Here is a 15,577-nt window from a genome sequence, read left to right as displayed (position 1 = left end):
GCTAAACCGGCGCCGTCAACGCCGGCACATCGGCCGCGGTCTGGTCGGTGGATGTCTGCATCGTCTCCTGACCCTTGTCGCCCGCGGCTTCCAGGCCCTTCGGATGCTTGAAGCCCGCGAACTCACCGAAGTCACCCTCAGTATCCGACATTTCCGGCGTATACTCCCGGAGTTCCCCGGCCACGACCACTTCCAGAGTGCCACTCTCCCCGTTTCCGAAGGCGACCACTATCGCCGTCCGGTATTCCGGCTCGTCGCCCGATCCCGTATCCGGCTTGTCCTTCGGCGGCTTCGCCTTGTCCCCGGTATCACCGCCGACGGTGACGACGGCCGCGGGCTGGCCGGACGTCGCGGCCGGGACCAGTGCGGGCTGCTCCGGCTCGCTCTTCGGCTTCCAAAGCCAGGTGGCGACATCACCGGTGGTCAGCTGGGACGGATCCGTAGCCGGCCCGATGTCCCGGTTGCTCGCCCACGCTGCCGCGGTCCCCTGATAGGCGGCCTTGGCGTCGGTGCCGTTCTTGTTGGCGAACGCGCTGTCGAGCCCCTGCGCCGCCGAGAGAGGAATCCGCTGCGTACGCCCGTCCGGCAGCACATAGGGCACCAGACCGTCTTCCCCGGCGACCCGCTTGGGCACACCGACGCCGGTCTGGCTCGAGTTGACCCCGTTCGGCGGCCCGGCCTGGTTGTGTGCGGGCTGGGCCGGTGTGGCAGCGGCGGCGGCATTGTTGGCATTGGTGGCCGCGGCCGCCTGGTTCGACCACGGTGTGGTGCCGGCCGGCGGGGTGGCCTGTGGCATGGTCGGGGCGGCGGCGCGGTCGTAGCGCGACGGGTCGATATCGCGGAAACGCCCGGCCATATCAGGGTCGTTCATACCGCGCATAGCCGCTTGGCTGGCCATCATCATCGGCAACTGGGAGAACAAACCTCCCAGCCCACTCGCGGGATCGTTCACTCCGACCCCGGCGGTATTCGGGTTGTACGAAGGAGTGTTCGGGTTGTACGAGGCCGGGTCGGCGGTCGACGGGCTCTTGCCGATCCCCAGCGCGTTGTCGGCCTGCTTCTGCAGGTCTTCGGCCTGCTGCTTGAACTTTTCGGTGGAATCCTTCAGGTCCGCGGTCGTCGGCGGATTGGAGTAGCCGGGGAGATTGCCCGGGTCGTAGGGGTTGTTCACTCCGATCCGCGAACTGTCTGGGTTCAGGGCCGGGTTCTGCTGTTGATTCGCGTAGTTGCCGACGGAGTTGGCCAGGTCCTCGGACGCGGCCTTGTCGGCGGCAGCGGTTTTCTTCGCGATCTCGTCGGCAATTTCCGCGTTCTTCTCGGCGTCCCCTTTGAGCTGCCCGGCCAGTTCACTGAACCCTTGGCCCAATATATTGATGACCTCGACATCGGAGCCCTGCTGAAGCCTTGTCTGCATCCATTCGTTGACCCCGGCGATGATCAACCCGATGTTCTCCTGGCCGGTCGCCGTGATCTCCTCCACTTTCGGGAGCGCGTTCACCACGGTCTCCTGCTGGGTCGTCAGCGTGATCGCGGTTTTATCGAGTGCCTCGGCGGCAGTTTTGTATGCCGCACCGCCGGTGCTCTGCACAGCGGCCCGCTTCGCCAACGTCGGAACGGGCTTCAACTCGATCTCTTTCTTCTTCTTCAGATCGCCGTAGAGTTCGTAGTTGGTGACAAAAGTGGAGGCGAAGGAGTCTTTCAATCCGCTATACCACTCGATCAGGTTCGGATCCAGTTTCTCCGGCCGCAACAGGAACCCACCGGGCACGCTCTTGGCGTCGACTCCCGTCTGCTGAACGAACGGCTCCGTTCCCATGACTCCCGCCGCGCTCGCGGGTTTGATACCGTCCCACACCAGCGGGATACTGTTCCCGGCCGCGCCAGGGGCAGTACCCCCGCCGCCCTCGTCCGAAGAATTGTAGTGGTTCCATAGCGCGCGGGTACCGGCCGAGCCAAGGCCGATGAGGACCGGCTGCCCCCACTTGTCCACCCACTTACTTTGCTTGTCGAAATTCTTCAGCGCGTCTTCGGCTTTCTTCAAGCCTGCCGCCGCGGAGTCGGCCTCGCCCTGTTTGCGAATCCAGTTGTCGAGTTCGGTGTCCCGGGTGAGTATGGCATCGTCGCGGGCCGCCTGTGCGTCGGACTGCTTCCGGGTCGCGTCACGAACGGCCTGCTTGGCATCCATCTCCTGCCGCCGCAGCGATTTGTTGCTCCCGTTCCGCCGAATAAGATCTTGGATATCGGCGAGCCTGTCGTTGGCGTCGGTGAGCGCCTGGTCGGCGGCATCCAGCTCCCGTTGCGCGACGGTGAGAGCACCATCGGCCGAACTGTGGGCGCCCGCCGCGGAAGTAGCGGCCGCTTTCGGCTCACCCGCCTTGGTCAGGGCCTCATCCAATGAGCCCTTACGTTTTTCGAGGAGCTTACCCACCCCGAATTTGCTCGCCCCCACACCGATCAGACCACCCGCGGCTCCCAGACCGGCGCCGGACATGAATCCGTCCATACTCGGGCCGTTCTCCCAGAACTCGCCGGCCACACCACCGGCCGCACCACCCACGATCCCCTTCGTAATCGCCCCACCGGGAATCACCTTCCCGACGATCGTGCTGACGGCGACATCCGCGATGAAACCACCGATACCCATCTCAGCTCCTTATGCGGTGATCACGGCGCCGGCGGCGGGCTGATCCGAGGGAGCGCCCGACACCGCCGCGGCGATATCGGAGCCGGCGCCGGTCGTACTCTTCTCGATTCCCGGCGGATGGAACATTCCGACGAAGGGACCGAATTCACCACCGCCATCACTCATCTCCGACAGCGACGTCACCACCCGGAGTTCCCCTTCGATCACCGCTTGGAGTACCCCGGTGTCCGCGTCGGAATCCAGGACCACCAGCAATGCCGTCCGGCTGCCGCGACCTTCCCCTTCGGCCGGCCCCTCCCACAGCCCGACATCACCGGTCATCAGCTGGTACGGATCGATACGGAGCCCGATCCGCTTCTCGTCGGTCCATTCGGCCGGGGTTCCCGTGTAGGCAGCCCGCGCGTCGGTACCGGCGGCGTTCCCGAAGGCCCCGTCCAGTGCCCGCGCCACCACGGCCGACACCTCCTGGGTCTCGCCCGTCGGAAAGGTGTAGACGACATTGTCCTCTGATCGGGCGACGGCGGGCTTGGGCACCGGCGCGGCCGCCGGGGCGGAAACGGTCTTCGCCGGTGGAGCCCCGGCGGTGGACTGTGCCGGGGTCGCGGGCTGCCCGGTCGGCTGACCGGGTGTGGGTGCGGCCGCGGGCGCCGCGACGATGCTCTCGCCCGGCCGCCCGGCGTTCTCGTCGCGGTCGCGGGAATCATCGTGGGCGCGACGGGAGGTCCCGCCGTTACGGTTGGTCAACGCCTGCAACATCTGCGGCATCATCATCGCCGCGAGCGGCGAGCTCATCCCCGCTGCGGCGGTGGCCGCGGGCGGGACGATTGCGGGTGTAGTCGGCGCCGCCCCGGCGTCCGGGCCCGCAGCGGTGGTAGTGGGGGTACGGCCTGCGCTGTCGTCGCCGGTCGAGCCGCCGGTTCTCTTGTCGGCTCCATCAGCGGTACCCGAATCGGTTCCCGAACCGTCGTCGGATAGGTCCAGCGCCGGCGGCGGCTGCGAAGTCTGCGCTGTCGCGCCGGTGGTGGTATCGGTCGTGGTGTCCGCAGGAGTGGTCTGCCGGAACACCGGGTCCTGGTCGGTTCTCACGTCGGAGCCCTTGTCGTTCCCCTTCTTCTCCTCACCGCCCTGCTTCGAGTCCTTCTCCTTCGGATCCTTCTCCTTCGGCTTCTTCGCCTCGGTTTCCGCGGCCAGTTCCTCGAATTTTTGGGCGTAGGCCGCCATCAGATTCCCCCCGCTGCCCAGGGCGGACTCGACGAGCACCATGACATAGGCGTCCTCACTCGGCCCCAAACTGAACATACCGGTCGCGGCCAGGAGGCTGTCGTCGACGACGAAAGCCGGCACCCCGGTGTGCAGGCTCGGTTTCGCGGCGTACTCCTCGTTGTAGCCTTTTATCCGCTCGGCATCGCGTGGATGTGTACCGGCGAATTTTTTCAAGGCGCCGATGGATGCGTTGACATCGTCGCGGGCCGCATCGCACAGCTCACCCGTGCGATGCACCGCGACCGCCACCGCCTCCGTCGTATCCCGTAGGTCGCTGTAATACCCTCGCAGCGCCGCCACCCGGTCGACGTAGTTGGGGATTCCCGACGCTTCCTCCCCGGAGATATCGCTGACGTCCAGGCTCTTCGGCAGCGTGTCCTTCGACGGCTTCGTTCCGAGGCTCTTCCAGAAGCCCGCGTAGGTGGCGGGCAGCGTCCGGTAGTTCTGCTGCATGGGCGCGGTGAATTCGAGACCGTAGGGCAGATTCCCCGGATCGGGCATGTATATCCGCGCCATCTTCTCCGGCGCTTCCGGAATCTCGTCATCGGTGATATCGATAACCGGCACTTCGGGATAGCCGCCCATGTTCTTGTAGTAGTTTTCGCGCAGATTCATATCGGTCTGCCACGGTGTGGCGCCGATGCCGGAACCGAGCATTCCGGAAACCAGCCGCGTCGTGGAATTATTGAGCCCGGAGCGCACTCCGTTGAATGCGCCGGGGATGGCTCGCGCCGCCCCATTCGTCACAAGGCCACGCCCGCCCTGCAATGCCGTCTGTCCGACCGCGCTGAAGAATCCACGACCGATGAGCCCGGCAGCCCCGCCCAGGAGACCACCGGCGGCGCCGAGCGTCATGCCGGCGAGGAAATCCTCGCCTTGAGCCGCCGCGGTCAGGCCACCTGCCAATCCGCCGACCAGAGCGGCGCCCGCCGGCCCACCCAGCGCGAAACCGGCAGCGCCCGCCACACCGACGACGACGTCGTCCCAATGGTCCTCGAACCAGTCGCCTATGCCCACGCGATCACCCCTCGCATGCTCTATCGGCAGCGACGCGGACGACCGGCCCGCCGGCACGGTGGGCGTTCACAATCGGGCCGGCACCGGGACCCGAGCATCGGCAGCCGACCATGCGCGCGACTCCTTCCTGAACCCACTCATTGTCTTGGATTCCCAATGACGGGAAGCGCTGACCTGGCCGAACAGGTCATCATCGAAGTCCCCGGTCATACACTGACGTGCACGAACACCACTGTCCCTCAGGGTCACCCGAGGGCCGGATGCCGCAGGAGGAAACAGTCGATGAACCTGCGTCAACCACTAGGCGAAGCGGCGGCACATCCCCCGGCACGGCGCAGCGGAATCGCGGGCGGACCGGCCCGCGTATCCGCCGGTGGGCGTGCGATCCGCAGCGGCGCCTGTCCGGCGGTGACCTGCCCATGACCACATCGACACCCGCGGCGCAACGGCCGGTGCCCGCAACGGAATGGGATGCGCTGCGTTGGTATCCGGACACCCTGGTGCATCGGGCCCGTGAGTGGGTCGACGGCAACCCCTGGCGGCGCCGCCTGCTGTGGTCACTGCTGATCGTCCTGGTCATGGTCGTCTTCCCCGGCATCGTCGGCGCGGTGGCCACGGCGCAGACCAGTAGCGGTGTCTCCCAGATCGATGGCCTGAGCTGGATGAACGTACGCGACTCCAACGGGGTACCGCTCGCGAGTTACACCTTCGCTACAGACAAGGGTGGTTTGTTCAATCCGGGCAACACTGTCCTGTGGACCCTCATCAGCCTCGAATTCGTCGGCTACATGGCCATTGTCACCACCGCCATCTGGATCATCGGATTCGCGTTCAGTTTCGCCTGGCTGGATATGTTCGCCAACGCGCTCACCGGTGTCGCCGACGCCCTCGCGCGCCAGATCGCCACCCCGATGCTCCTGATCACCGCGGCCACCATCGGCGCGTTCTTCGTGGCCTGGTTCATCGTCCGCGGTTTTCCCAGCAAAGCCGTGATGCAGATCATCACCATGCTCGGCGTGGCGATTCTGGGTCCGCTCTTCCTGGCCGAACCACTGGCCGATGTGCTCTCCTCCGACGGGTTGCTCACCCAGGGTCGTGATGTCGGCCTGTCGGTCGCGGCGGGGCTCACCGGGGACGGCAACCCGAATCCCGCCCTACTGGTCACGACCATCCAGCACGATCTGGCAGATAATTTCGCTCGTAAACCGGTGCAGGTGTGGAACTTCGGTCAGGTCGTCGACAACTACGCGGCCTGTGAGACCGCCTGGTCCGCCGGCGTGCTGTCCGGAAAGGACAGCAATGTGCGGGAGGGAATACAGAATTGCGGTAATCAATCCGCCTACGCGAAAGCCTCCACACCCACAATGGGCCAGGTGGGCACCGGCCTCATTCTGCTGATCTGTGCCACCGTGCTGCTGATCTTCGCCATCTATCTCGCCCTGAAGGTGATGAAGGCGGCAATGAACGCCATCTATCACGGATTCATGACGATCTTCGGGTTCGCCGCCGGCGGTTTCGTGTACGGACCCACGCAGACATTCCTCGTCCGCAATATCGTCGACGCGTTCATCGCGGCCGCTCGGATGACGGTGTTCATCGTCTTTCTCGGTGTCTACGTGCTCTTCATCAGCAACCTCTTCAATCAGGCGGACGGCCAGGTCATGTCGGTCATCGTCATCCTGTGCGTCGTGGAGGTCGTGGGGGTCTCGCAGGTGCGGCGACTGAACAACAGTTTGTCCCGGGGCAACGACTGGATCGCCAACCGGGTGTCGATCGCCATCCAGGGCAATTCCTCCGGCTCTGGAGGCGGAGGCGGGACCGCGCTGGGTATGGGTGGCGGCGGTGGCGGTGGCGGCGGCGGCGGTGGATTCCCCGGGCTGGCGGCGATCGCGGCGTTGAACACCGTCAACAGTTCGCCGCTCACCGGCTGGGCCATGGCCGCCACACCGAACCCGCTGAATCCGCTGGCCCGCGGCAAGAAGCGTTCGGAACTGGCCAATATCCAGACCGCCGGCTCGCGCCTGGAAATGTACCAGTGGAGCCACCTGGGCCGCGCGAACTGGCTGCGCAAAGCGCAGGCTCGCTCCCACGATCACGGCGGTATGACCGAGGCACTCGGTATCGCCAACGCGCTCGACGGTCTCGGCGACAGCAGGGTCCCGGACGGGCAGATGGCGGCAGTGCTGCGTGCCGCCGGCACACCGGACGAACAAGTGCACCAGGTACTGCGGGCAGCAGCGGCGATGAAGTCCAGTATGTCGTCGAACCCGTACGGCTGGGGGCCCCTGCAGAAGGCGCTCGCCGCATCTCGCGCGGTTCAGAACCATCTGCTTCCTACGGACACGGTAACCACCCAGCGGGCTTTCGCGGCTCAAGCGGTCGTGGCGGCGAACAACTTCGCGAGGCACACCAGCACACCACCGCCCGGGGCGCTGGTAGACCAGGCGTTCGTGAGTCGTGTGCGGCGGCACTGGGACTCCGATATCGGCTTGCGCAATGCCATCTCGGGTGAGGAGTGGAACGCTGTCGGCCGCGACACTCGATGGACAATCGCCACCGAGGCGGCCACCGAGTTCCAACAGGCGGCACTCAATTACTACAACAGCCCCATCGAACACAATCGGGCTCGGCTGGCCATGTGGTCAACCCGTATCGCCAACCTAGACCATCTCGACCCCGAAGCCGGTCTGGACCCCTGGGATCCGTAAGATCGAGCACCGGCCGTGCCGGGCCCGGCACGGCCGGTGCTCAGGCGAAGCGCCGTGCCTCGTAGCTCTTGGGCAGACTTGTGACCCGAACAACGTCACCGGTTCTCGGTGCGTGCACGACCTGACCGTTGCCTATGTACATCATCACGTGCCCGTACTGACCGTTCTTGTAGCTGGTCGAGGGGAAGATGAGGTCACCTGGCTGGATATTGCTCGGGTTGACCGCCGGGAGTTGCCGATACTGATCGTTGGCGACGCGAGGTATTTTGACCCCCGCCTTCGCGGCCGCATACTGCGTAAGTCCGGAGCAGTCGAAACTGTTCGGGCCCTCGGCGCCCCACACATAGGGGTCGCCTCGCTGGGCCAGCGCGGTCTTGACCGCGAATTGCGCCCGCTCCGAGCCACCGTTGACGGTCGACCCCGCGACAGGGGTGAGCTTCACGCCCCCGGGCAATTCCTTTCCCAGGATGTTGTACAGGTACTGGTTGGTGAGCTGGTTGATCGCCGAGGCGGTATCGGCCGAATTCGCCGTACCCCCGGAAACGATCTTGTGCGCGGTCTGCAGTGCCGCGGTGAGGATCCGGCGGACCTTCTGCTGCCCCTCTTTGGTGTACGCCAGCGGACCCAGCTCGGCCAGCGCCGCGTTCGTCTGTTTCAACAGCTGCCGCACGGCATTCTGGTCGACCTTGTTGGTCCCGGCGAGAGTTGAACAGTAGTTCGCCAGCTGTTTGTCCAGATTGTTGAAGGCGGTGGCCCGAGTCGCCTGGAACATCCGCTTGGCCTTGATCATCGCCGGGCCGTCACCGCTGCCGCCGGTCTGGCTTCCGCCGACCTTCTCCCGCAGTTTCTTCACTTCGGGATCTTTCGGCTCCCCTTCGCCGTACATCGCCTCGAGCAGTTTCAGCACCTTCATGGCCCGGTCGGATTGCGGGTCGATCGGCGTGCCGGCCGTTTCGGCAGCGGGCGCCGCGGCGCCGGCACCGGACCCACCGCCCAGCAGCCCGGACAGCGCCGATCCGATCATCGGCAACAGTGCCGAGCCCGCCATCAACGCCATGGGCGCCATCTGCGCCAACATCTCCGGGTCCACCAGCGGTTCCGGTTCCGGCTCGTCCTCCTTCCGCGTGGCAGGAGCGGCGGGAGCAGCAGCGGGCGGAGCCGGTTGCGCGGACACCGGCGCGGCGACCGCTGGAGGCGCGGCGATCGGGGCCGCGACAGGTGTGACGGGAGGCGCGGAGATCGCGGAGTTCGGCGCGGGCGCGGCGGGCGGCGCCGACGCGGAATTGCCGGCGGGGGTGGCGCCGTTCTGCCCCGCGGGACCTGCCGGTGTCGAAGGTGCTCCCGGCGGCGATCCGTTGCCCGTGCCCCTACCCCACTGCCGCCGCTCACCCGGCTGCCAAGGCGAGCCGGACTGCGGCACAGCGTTGTCCGGCTCCGCCTCGCTCTCGGCCTCGACCGGGTAGGGTCCGATTTCCGCGCTGGTCACGCCACCTCCCCCAGTACCCGTTTGATCTGCACCTCGGCACCGTCGGGGACGCCGAGCCGCACGAACCTGCCGTTGTCCACGGTCACCAGTTCGCGTGGCCCGAGCGCGATCCCGGCCTTGGTGGCGGCGTTGTCGCGGTACTCCCAGAACACCACGTCACCGGGTGAGGCCGCGTCCGGGTCGACCAGCTGCCCGCAGTAGCCTTGGGCGCCCACGCTCACCGGCAGCACCACCGCGGGGACTTTTTTCGCGGGGTCTCCACAACTCTCCTCCGCGACGGGGGCCGGGGCGCGGGTCGGCGCACACTGTCCGGTCGTGGTGACGATCGAGGCACTGTAGACCACATCACGTATGTACTCCGCCATGGCCGCCGTTCCTCCGGCTTCGGGATACCGCAGCGCAAGATCGGCGGCGCAGACCGCCGCGAAGCCGGTATTCGGCTGCCGCAACGGCTGGTCTTGATACGGCGCCGACTGCATCGCCGTGTAACAGGCCCGGTCGCGATCGGTCAGGTCGGTATCGCCGTCTTCGATCTGCATCGCGGCGTACGGATTAGCGGTGGGACGAGGCGAGGTGGCGGCCGGGTACGAGTCCGGGGCGGAGGTCGTCGTGGTCGGCGCGGTGGGGGTCGCGGTACCGGTCGTCGTTCCCAGGGCGATATCGCACTGCCGCTGGTAATCGGTCCGGCCCAGGGAGACCATCTCGCCCAGCGGGGCGATCACCGCTATCACCGTACCGCCGCAGCCGCAGACCAGGATCAGGAAAACGATCAACATGATCGTCCTGAACTGCCGCCCGTCGGGTACGCTCTTGTCCGCCGCCTCGTTCACGTCCCGGTCACCGCACCGCCTCCGGCTCTCGTCGGTCGGTTTTCGCGACGACGGTCGGGGTACTGGTGATGGCTTCGGCCCGGTCCGCCCGGGCCGGCCCCAGCACCTTTCCCCGGCCGATCCGGCTCAGCGCGTCCCGCATGAACATCTCGCCCCGCCGTTCCTCGGGTACCTGCCGGCCCGCCCCCACCGGCGGTGAGGTCTCCTCGCGGAGGGCCTGGAGCAGGAACGGCGCTTCTTCCAGGTCGACTCCGAGCCACTCCAAACTGTTACGGGCCAATGTTTCGTCGCGCTGACGGAACACGAAGCGGTTCGGGATCAGATTGTGCGCCGCGCCCTGGAAGTCGGTGGCCGGATCGTGCGAGGCCAGGCCGATCGCGGCCAGGTGCTTACGTCCGTCTCGGCTGAAGTCCGAGGTCACCGCAGCGCCCACCTGGGTCTGGGTGAAGTGGTGCGCTTCGTCGCCGACCAGCAGGCCGAAGCGGCCGTTATCGGAGAGGAAAGCCTCCCGCGCCGTCACACCAACCAACTCGTACAAGGCGGTGCCGAGCCGTTTGGTCAGCGGCAGCCGGTTGTACAGGTGCGGGGTGGTGAGTTCCTCGGCGGTCGGCAGCGCCAGCCGGTGGCTGCGCACCACGGTCGCCGCGGCGTCGAGTCGGATCGGCGCCAGGTTCGGGTCGAACAGCACCGGTACCCGTTCCACGATGGTGCCCAGCCGGGCCGCCAGGTCGGAGTACTCCTCGAGTGAGCCCGGTTGGTCACGCAACCGGCAGACCACGCGGAACAGGTCCAGCAGACTGGCGATCCCGTGTTCGGCGATGCCGCGAGGCGAGAGCAGATTGCTGATGACCGCGCCGGTACCCGAGGTGGGCGACAGGTCCAGCAGCGGCAATACGGAATCCAGTGCGCGTTCACCGGCCACCCGTGGATCGAAAAGGCGCAACGGGTCCAGCGATACCGTCGGGTTGGCGAGGTCGATGATCACCGCATCATCGATTGCGGACGCGAAATGCTCCCATTCCCCGACCTGACTGCGATCGATGGCGAGGAACTGCCCGCCCATATCGTGCACGAGCACGGCCATCAGCTTCAGGAAATACGATTTACCCGAACCCAGTTCGCCGGTCACCGCGAAGGAGGCCGACAGGTCGTGCAGCGCCGCTTCCATGATCCCGAAATGGATGGGTTCGAAATGGCCGGACAGCAGGTTGATACCGATCACCGGACCGCTGTCGTCACCGATCTGATTGGTGGTGAACGGTACGAAACCGGCCCACATATCGGAGGGGACGATATGGGCGAAATCGTCGAAGGCACGGCGCGGCGGACTGCCCGGAATCAGGAGCGACCACAGATCGACCTGCGCGCCGACCGGCGCGACCATCTCCACCTGGAATCGCTTGTACCGGCGCCGCAGGGTGTTCACCGCATCCATGGTCTCGTCGCGGGACGGGCCGCCCACCGCGATGACCGTGGTGAAGGAGACCTCCGATTCCCCGCCGTTCACCTCGAAGTGCTGATTGTATTCGCCCAGCATCTGTGCCTTGGACATCAGCGTGTTCTGCGCGAAGGAGATCTCCTGATCGCGCTGGTCCATCTGCTCGCCGAGGCGGCGCAGGTTCACCTCGTTCGCCTTGAGCACCTGATCGGCGGGTTTGGTGGAGATCCGCATACCCCAGTCGACGGTCACATCACCAAGGCCGTCGATCACACTCAGGAATTCGCTGCCACCGGGAAACATCATGCCCGCGTAGGGGAAAGAACGCGGAGTGAGCATCGCCTGATACGACGGCCGGTATCCGGTATCCGGTTGCACCACCTTGATCACCGGTACGAACGAGGGACGCAACCGACGCTGCGAATCGGCTCGGGCACCCTCGTCCAGGGCCGCGGATTTGAACACCGCCGCGGTCGCGTCGTCCAGGGCACCCGCCCGGGTGGGCGCTATCGGATCGCCCACCGCGCCGCGAGCCAGATAGTGCTCCCACAGCCACTGGAACATGGCGGCCGGCACCGGCACCGGATCGAACTCGCTACCGACACGGGAGAGGATCTCGTTCGCCTCATCCTCGTAGGCATCCAGTTCGGCGCGCGAGATGGCGGTGGCGTCGATGGTGGTGGTACTGCCCCGCCACATCCGCGACAGCGCGGAGATTCCGCTCGTGTTCGCGGTGCCGACCGGGATCGACAGCAGGAAGATCCGGGTCTGCGGGGAAATGGCCCGGACCCGTTCGTAGGAGGCGAACACCTCGTCGGCGTAGTCGGCGCATTCGTCCAGATCCACGCCCTCGACCATTTTGCTCAGCACATCGATCGTGTTCTGCCGGGCCTGGATGCCGAGTAGCAGCGAACCGTTCGGCAGATTATTGATCAGGGAATGATGCGCGAGTTTGACATCGAATTTATCGCTCGCCTTGCGCAACCCGTAACCGAGCGGAGTGATGAAATAGGTCGCGGTGACCAACCCGGTGTGGGTGAACTGCAGGTGTCCGCGAATCGCGGCCGTGGGTTGTAGATCCCGGTTGAACCCCATCAGCGTCCCTCTCCGCTCTTCGGCCGCCCCCCGTTACCGTTGATCATCGTCCGCCAGTTCGACGGCGTGCCGGACGCGACGGCGGGTTCGACCACTTCCACCGGACGCAGGAAGCGTTTCGTGCCCAGCATTTCCAGGATCTGACCGCCCCGGGCGGCCGCTCGCTTGCCGCGTTCCCTGGCCGGCACCGGGGTAGTCGGCTCGTGGGGCAGGATCGCCACCACTGTCTCCTCGACGAACATGGTGATCCGGGCCGATTCCGGAGTCACCGGCATCCCCGAGGCGAGGGCCGGTTTCGGATACAGGATCAGCCGGCCGAACCACACGACCCGGGACAACAGCCGCACCCCGGTGTAGGGGATCAGGCCGAGCCCGAACCCGATGACGACGGTCAGTGCCACACCGACCAGAAAGGTGATCGCCGGATTCACCGGCAGGGTCATCGCGCCGACGCCCGTGAGTATCAATCCCACGGCTACACCCGCCACCTGCGGCAGGGTGTAGGGCCCGAACGGCAGCTTCTGACCGTTCTGGGCCTTGCCGATCATGGTGGGGACACGTTTGACCGGCGTGAAGACCTTGATCACCTGGGTCACCTATAACCGCCCACGGGGTGGTCCGGCACGATCATGTTGGCGTCGCCGCGGGCGTAGTTCACCAGCGTCGGCAACATCCAGAACAGCACCGCGGCCAGGATCGCCGAACCGGCGACGCCCAGGATCTTCGCCGGGGACAGTTTGGATTTCGCCGCCTCCGAGATCATCACACCCATCGACACGATGGTGATGAGGATCAGGCCCGCCCAGCGGACGAAGACGAGAATGCCGTACAGGATATTGGATATATTGCCCATGGGTTGGTCGCCTCACGTCAGTTCTGGGTGGCCGGTGGAATCTCTACGGTCGTGGTCGGAGCTCCGGTGGTGTTACCGGGCGCCGGGCCGACTTTCTCCCCCTGCGGTGCGACGGCGGTGAGTGGTTCTTTCAGCGCGGGCAGCGTTTCGATGATCCGCACCTGCCACTGCCCGTCCCCACGGACCATCGTCAGTGGATAGGCCAGCGCCGGAGCGGCACCCGTCGGTCCCTTCGGGGTCACGGTCGCCAAGATCCGGGCGGTTTCACCGGCGGTACCGCAGGCGGAATCCTCGGCGGTGACGGCCACCGTGCTCAGTTCGGTGAACGGTGCCGGACGTAACGCGGCGATACCGGACTCGACGGTCACATACCGCGCGACATCTCCCGAACCGGTCAGGTAGGCGGTCAGGAATCCGGTGGCGACCTGCGTGAACGCGGTCTCTTCCCCGCACGGTGCCGAATAGGCCTGCGCGAGATCGGCTCCGATACCGGGCGGCTGCACCGCGGCGGGCAGGGTGAGCGCCCGCAGGTTGCCCTCAGATACCGAGACAGGGACCCGGTAGTACTGCCGCGGGCCGTCGGTCTGGCCGCGTCCCACATGCACCGACACCGTCACCGACCAGACCTCCATGGTCCCGGCGGAAAGCGTTCGGGTGGTGTACACGACGATCGGGTCACGGACCTGCTGGCCGGTTTTGGGTAGCGCGATTTGCTGGGATCCGCCCACATATCGCGACAGTGATTCCTGTTGCGCGGTTCCGGCGCTCAGATAGGCGACGACGAAATCCTCGGCGAAGGAACCGGCCAGCCGGTCGTGACCCGCGACGGTCACCATCGCGTCGTCACCCGGGGGCTGCGGGTCGGCGGCGAAGAAGCTGTAGACGGCGTGGCCACCGCCCAGGACCGCGAGGACGGCCAGAACGACCACGACAATATTGTCGCGGCGCCTGCGCGCGGCCATCCGGCGAAGCAGCGCTTCGCCCGAATCCGCACGTCCGGCCACCCCAGTCCTCACTCTCGAAATGGTAAAGAGCGGCCCCGCGATCGACCGGCGACCCCTTCCCACAACTGGGGACTCGACTGGTCCGGCACGGGTACCGCGGCGCTAGGACACGGTGCTGTGCCGCCACCGGCCCGCCAGCCGATAGCGGAGCTGATCGTCGTACCCGATCGGCGACCCCGGCGCGGCCAGATCCGTCGGTTCCGGTTCCACCATGGGTATATCGTCGGCCACCCGGACCAATTGGGCGATCGCCAGCTCCCGATTGGAGAACCCGGGATAGGGATAGAGCAGTAGCGAGGTCGGGGTGTAGCCGCCCGCGTAGTTGAGGGTCCGCAGTGTCACCCCGACGCTTTCCCCGCTACGCACCCGTGAACCCAGTTCCACCAACCGGGCCCGATCATCGGGATGGAACACGTCGACCGGACGGAACAGGTAATCCCAGCGGATCCAGGGCGCCGGATCGGTCAGCCAATGCGAGATGCTCGTATGCGCCAGCTGGACCACCGCCAGGTGGTTTCCCGCACGCCGGTGCGCCTCGCGCAGTCCGACACTCTCCAGGGTCGGCCAGACGGCCGGGTCACTGTCGGAGGTGATGTCCTCTATGAGCCACCAGGCCCCGCGCAGAGACTCGCTCTCGCGCGCCCGGACCGTGATCCGCCACCGGGTGGCGCGTCCCGCGTTGCGCAGCACCGAAACCTCGAACTGCAGTTTGTCCCCGGGCACCGGCCGATACAGGAGATCGAGCACTTCGGCGTGCCGATCGAAGGCCGAGATCCGGTGGAAGAATTCCGCGATGGACATCCGCGGTACATATTCCTCGGGCGCGATTCCCGACAGCGCGGTGATACCGCTGGGTTGCGCGAGGGTCTGACTGTCCAGCTCCCAGATCACCCCGACCGCTCGTGGCAGCGGCGGCACCGGCCCCTTCTCCGGTCCGGCCCACCAGCGCACGGCGTGCACCTCGCCGCCGGGACCGAAGACCGGACGCACCAACAGTTTGTGTGGGCCGGCCCTGGTCGGGACGATTTTGTCCACCTCGGCCGCGCCCTCGATCGAGGCACGCAGCACCTCGGTGATATCGCGGGTACTCAGCCCGTCGTACAACGCGGGCGTGCGGGCGAGCTGCCGCTGCAGCACCCGCCGCCAGTCGGCGAACTCACGTGCGGCATCCCCGACCGACGCGACCGAGAATCCTTCCGGCGCCAAAGTTTCGACCGTCACCCAGGGGATCACTGCGCC

Annotated in this window: 10 protein-coding genes; 1 reads left to right on the top strand and 9 read right to left on the bottom strand. The window is 66.3% G+C overall.

Annotation, left to right across the window (positions count from 1 at the left end):
• Position 1 precedes the first annotated feature (1 nt).
• Together NGR01S_RS28905 and NGR01S_RS28900 are read right to left on the bottom strand one after the other, a co-directional pair.
• Positions 2 to 2,644 (bottom strand): hypothetical protein, encoded by a 2,643-nt coding sequence (locus NGR01S_RS28905; RefSeq protein ID WP_063042432.1) that lies wholly within the window; start codon positions 2,642 to 2,644, stop codon positions 2 to 4.
• Positions 2,645 to 2,653: 9 nt separating this feature from the next.
• Entirely contained in the window at positions 2,654 to 4,924 is a 2,271-nt protein-coding gene (locus tag NGR01S_RS28900) for a hypothetical protein (RefSeq protein WP_063042430.1), read from the bottom strand.
• 419 nt (positions 4,925 to 5,343) lie between these two features.
• Between NGR01S_RS28900 and NGR01S_RS28895 the strand changes: the two genes are divergently transcribed.
• On the top strand, positions 5,344 to 7,632 hold the full coding sequence (locus NGR01S_RS28895) for a hypothetical protein (RefSeq protein ID WP_063042428.1): 2,289 nt from the start codon (positions 5,344 to 5,346) through the stop codon (positions 7,630 to 7,632).
• 40 nt (positions 7,633 to 7,672) lie between these two features.
• Here the strand turns inward: NGR01S_RS28895 and NGR01S_RS28890 are convergent, their stop codons facing one another.
• From NGR01S_RS28890 to NGR01S_RS28860, 7 genes are all read right to left on the bottom strand, one after another.
• Entirely contained in the window at positions 7,673 to 9,118 is a 1,446-nt protein-coding gene (locus NGR01S_RS28890; RefSeq protein WP_063042426.1) for a C40 family peptidase, read from the bottom strand.
• A complete protein-coding gene (locus NGR01S_RS28885) occupies positions 9,115 to 9,894 on the bottom strand; it encodes an NlpC/P60 family protein (protein WP_157107491.1) in 780 nt (259 codons plus the stop codon). Before NGR01S_RS28885 ends, NGR01S_RS28890 begins: the two co-directional genes overlap by 4 nt.
• A gap of 61 nt (positions 9,895 to 9,955) precedes the next feature.
• Positions 9,956 to 12,481, bottom strand: a complete 2,526-nt coding sequence (locus NGR01S_RS28880; RefSeq protein ID WP_063042422.1) for an ATP-binding protein — start codon at positions 12,479 to 12,481, stop codon at positions 9,956 to 9,958.
• Positions 12,481 to 13,068, bottom strand: coding sequence for a hypothetical protein (locus tag NGR01S_RS31815; protein ID WP_174551761.1), 588 nt, complete (start codon positions 13,066 to 13,068; stop codon positions 12,481 to 12,483). The genes NGR01S_RS28880 and NGR01S_RS31815 overlap by 1 nt, the downstream gene beginning before the upstream one ends.
• A gap of 5 nt (positions 13,069 to 13,073) precedes the next feature.
• Complete coding sequence (locus NGR01S_RS28870) at positions 13,074 to 13,334, bottom strand: hypothetical protein (protein ID WP_030525365.1); 261 nt, start codon at positions 13,332 to 13,334, stop codon at positions 13,074 to 13,076.
• A 17-nt stretch (positions 13,335 to 13,351) separates the two neighbouring features.
• The gene (locus NGR01S_RS28865; protein WP_245664815.1) at positions 13,352 to 14,350 is read right to left on the bottom strand and encodes a conjugal transfer protein; all 999 of its coding nucleotides are present in this window, start codon (positions 14,348 to 14,350) and stop codon (positions 13,352 to 13,354) included.
• A gap of 90 nt (positions 14,351 to 14,440) precedes the next feature.
• The gene (locus NGR01S_RS28860) at positions 14,441 to 15,559 is read right to left on the bottom strand and encodes a GAF domain-containing protein (protein WP_063042463.1); all 1,119 of its coding nucleotides are present in this window, start codon (positions 15,557 to 15,559) and stop codon (positions 14,441 to 14,443) included.
• Between the last annotated feature and the right edge of the window lie 18 nt (positions 15,560 to 15,577).

This window comes from Nocardia grenadensis NBRC 108939, assembly GCF_001613445.1.
Lineage (GTDB): Bacteria > Actinomycetota > Actinomycetes > Mycobacteriales > Mycobacteriaceae > Nocardia > Nocardia grenadensis.
Note: the sequence above shows the minus strand (reverse complement) of the source record. Positions and strands in the feature narration are given on the sequence as shown.

Coding starts and splice junctions, on each gene's coding strand:
- NGR01S_RS28905 (WP_063042432.1), bottom strand. CDS start 2,644: ATGGGTATCGGTGGTTTCATCGCGGATGTCGCCGTCAGCACGATCGTC.
- NGR01S_RS28895 (WP_063042428.1), top strand. CDS start 5,344: ATGACCACATCGACACCCGCGGCGCAACGGCCGGTGCCCGCAACGGAA.
- NGR01S_RS28885 (WP_157107491.1), bottom strand. CDS start 9,894: ATGTTGATCGTTTTCCTGATCCTGGTCTGCGGCTGCGGCGGTACGGTG.
- NGR01S_RS28880 (WP_063042422.1), bottom strand. CDS start 12,481: ATGGGGTTCAACCGGGATCTACAACCCACGGCCGCGATTCGCGGACAC.
- NGR01S_RS28870 (WP_030525365.1), bottom strand. CDS start 13,334: ATGGGCAATATATCCAATATCCTGTACGGCATTCTCGTCTTCGTCCGC.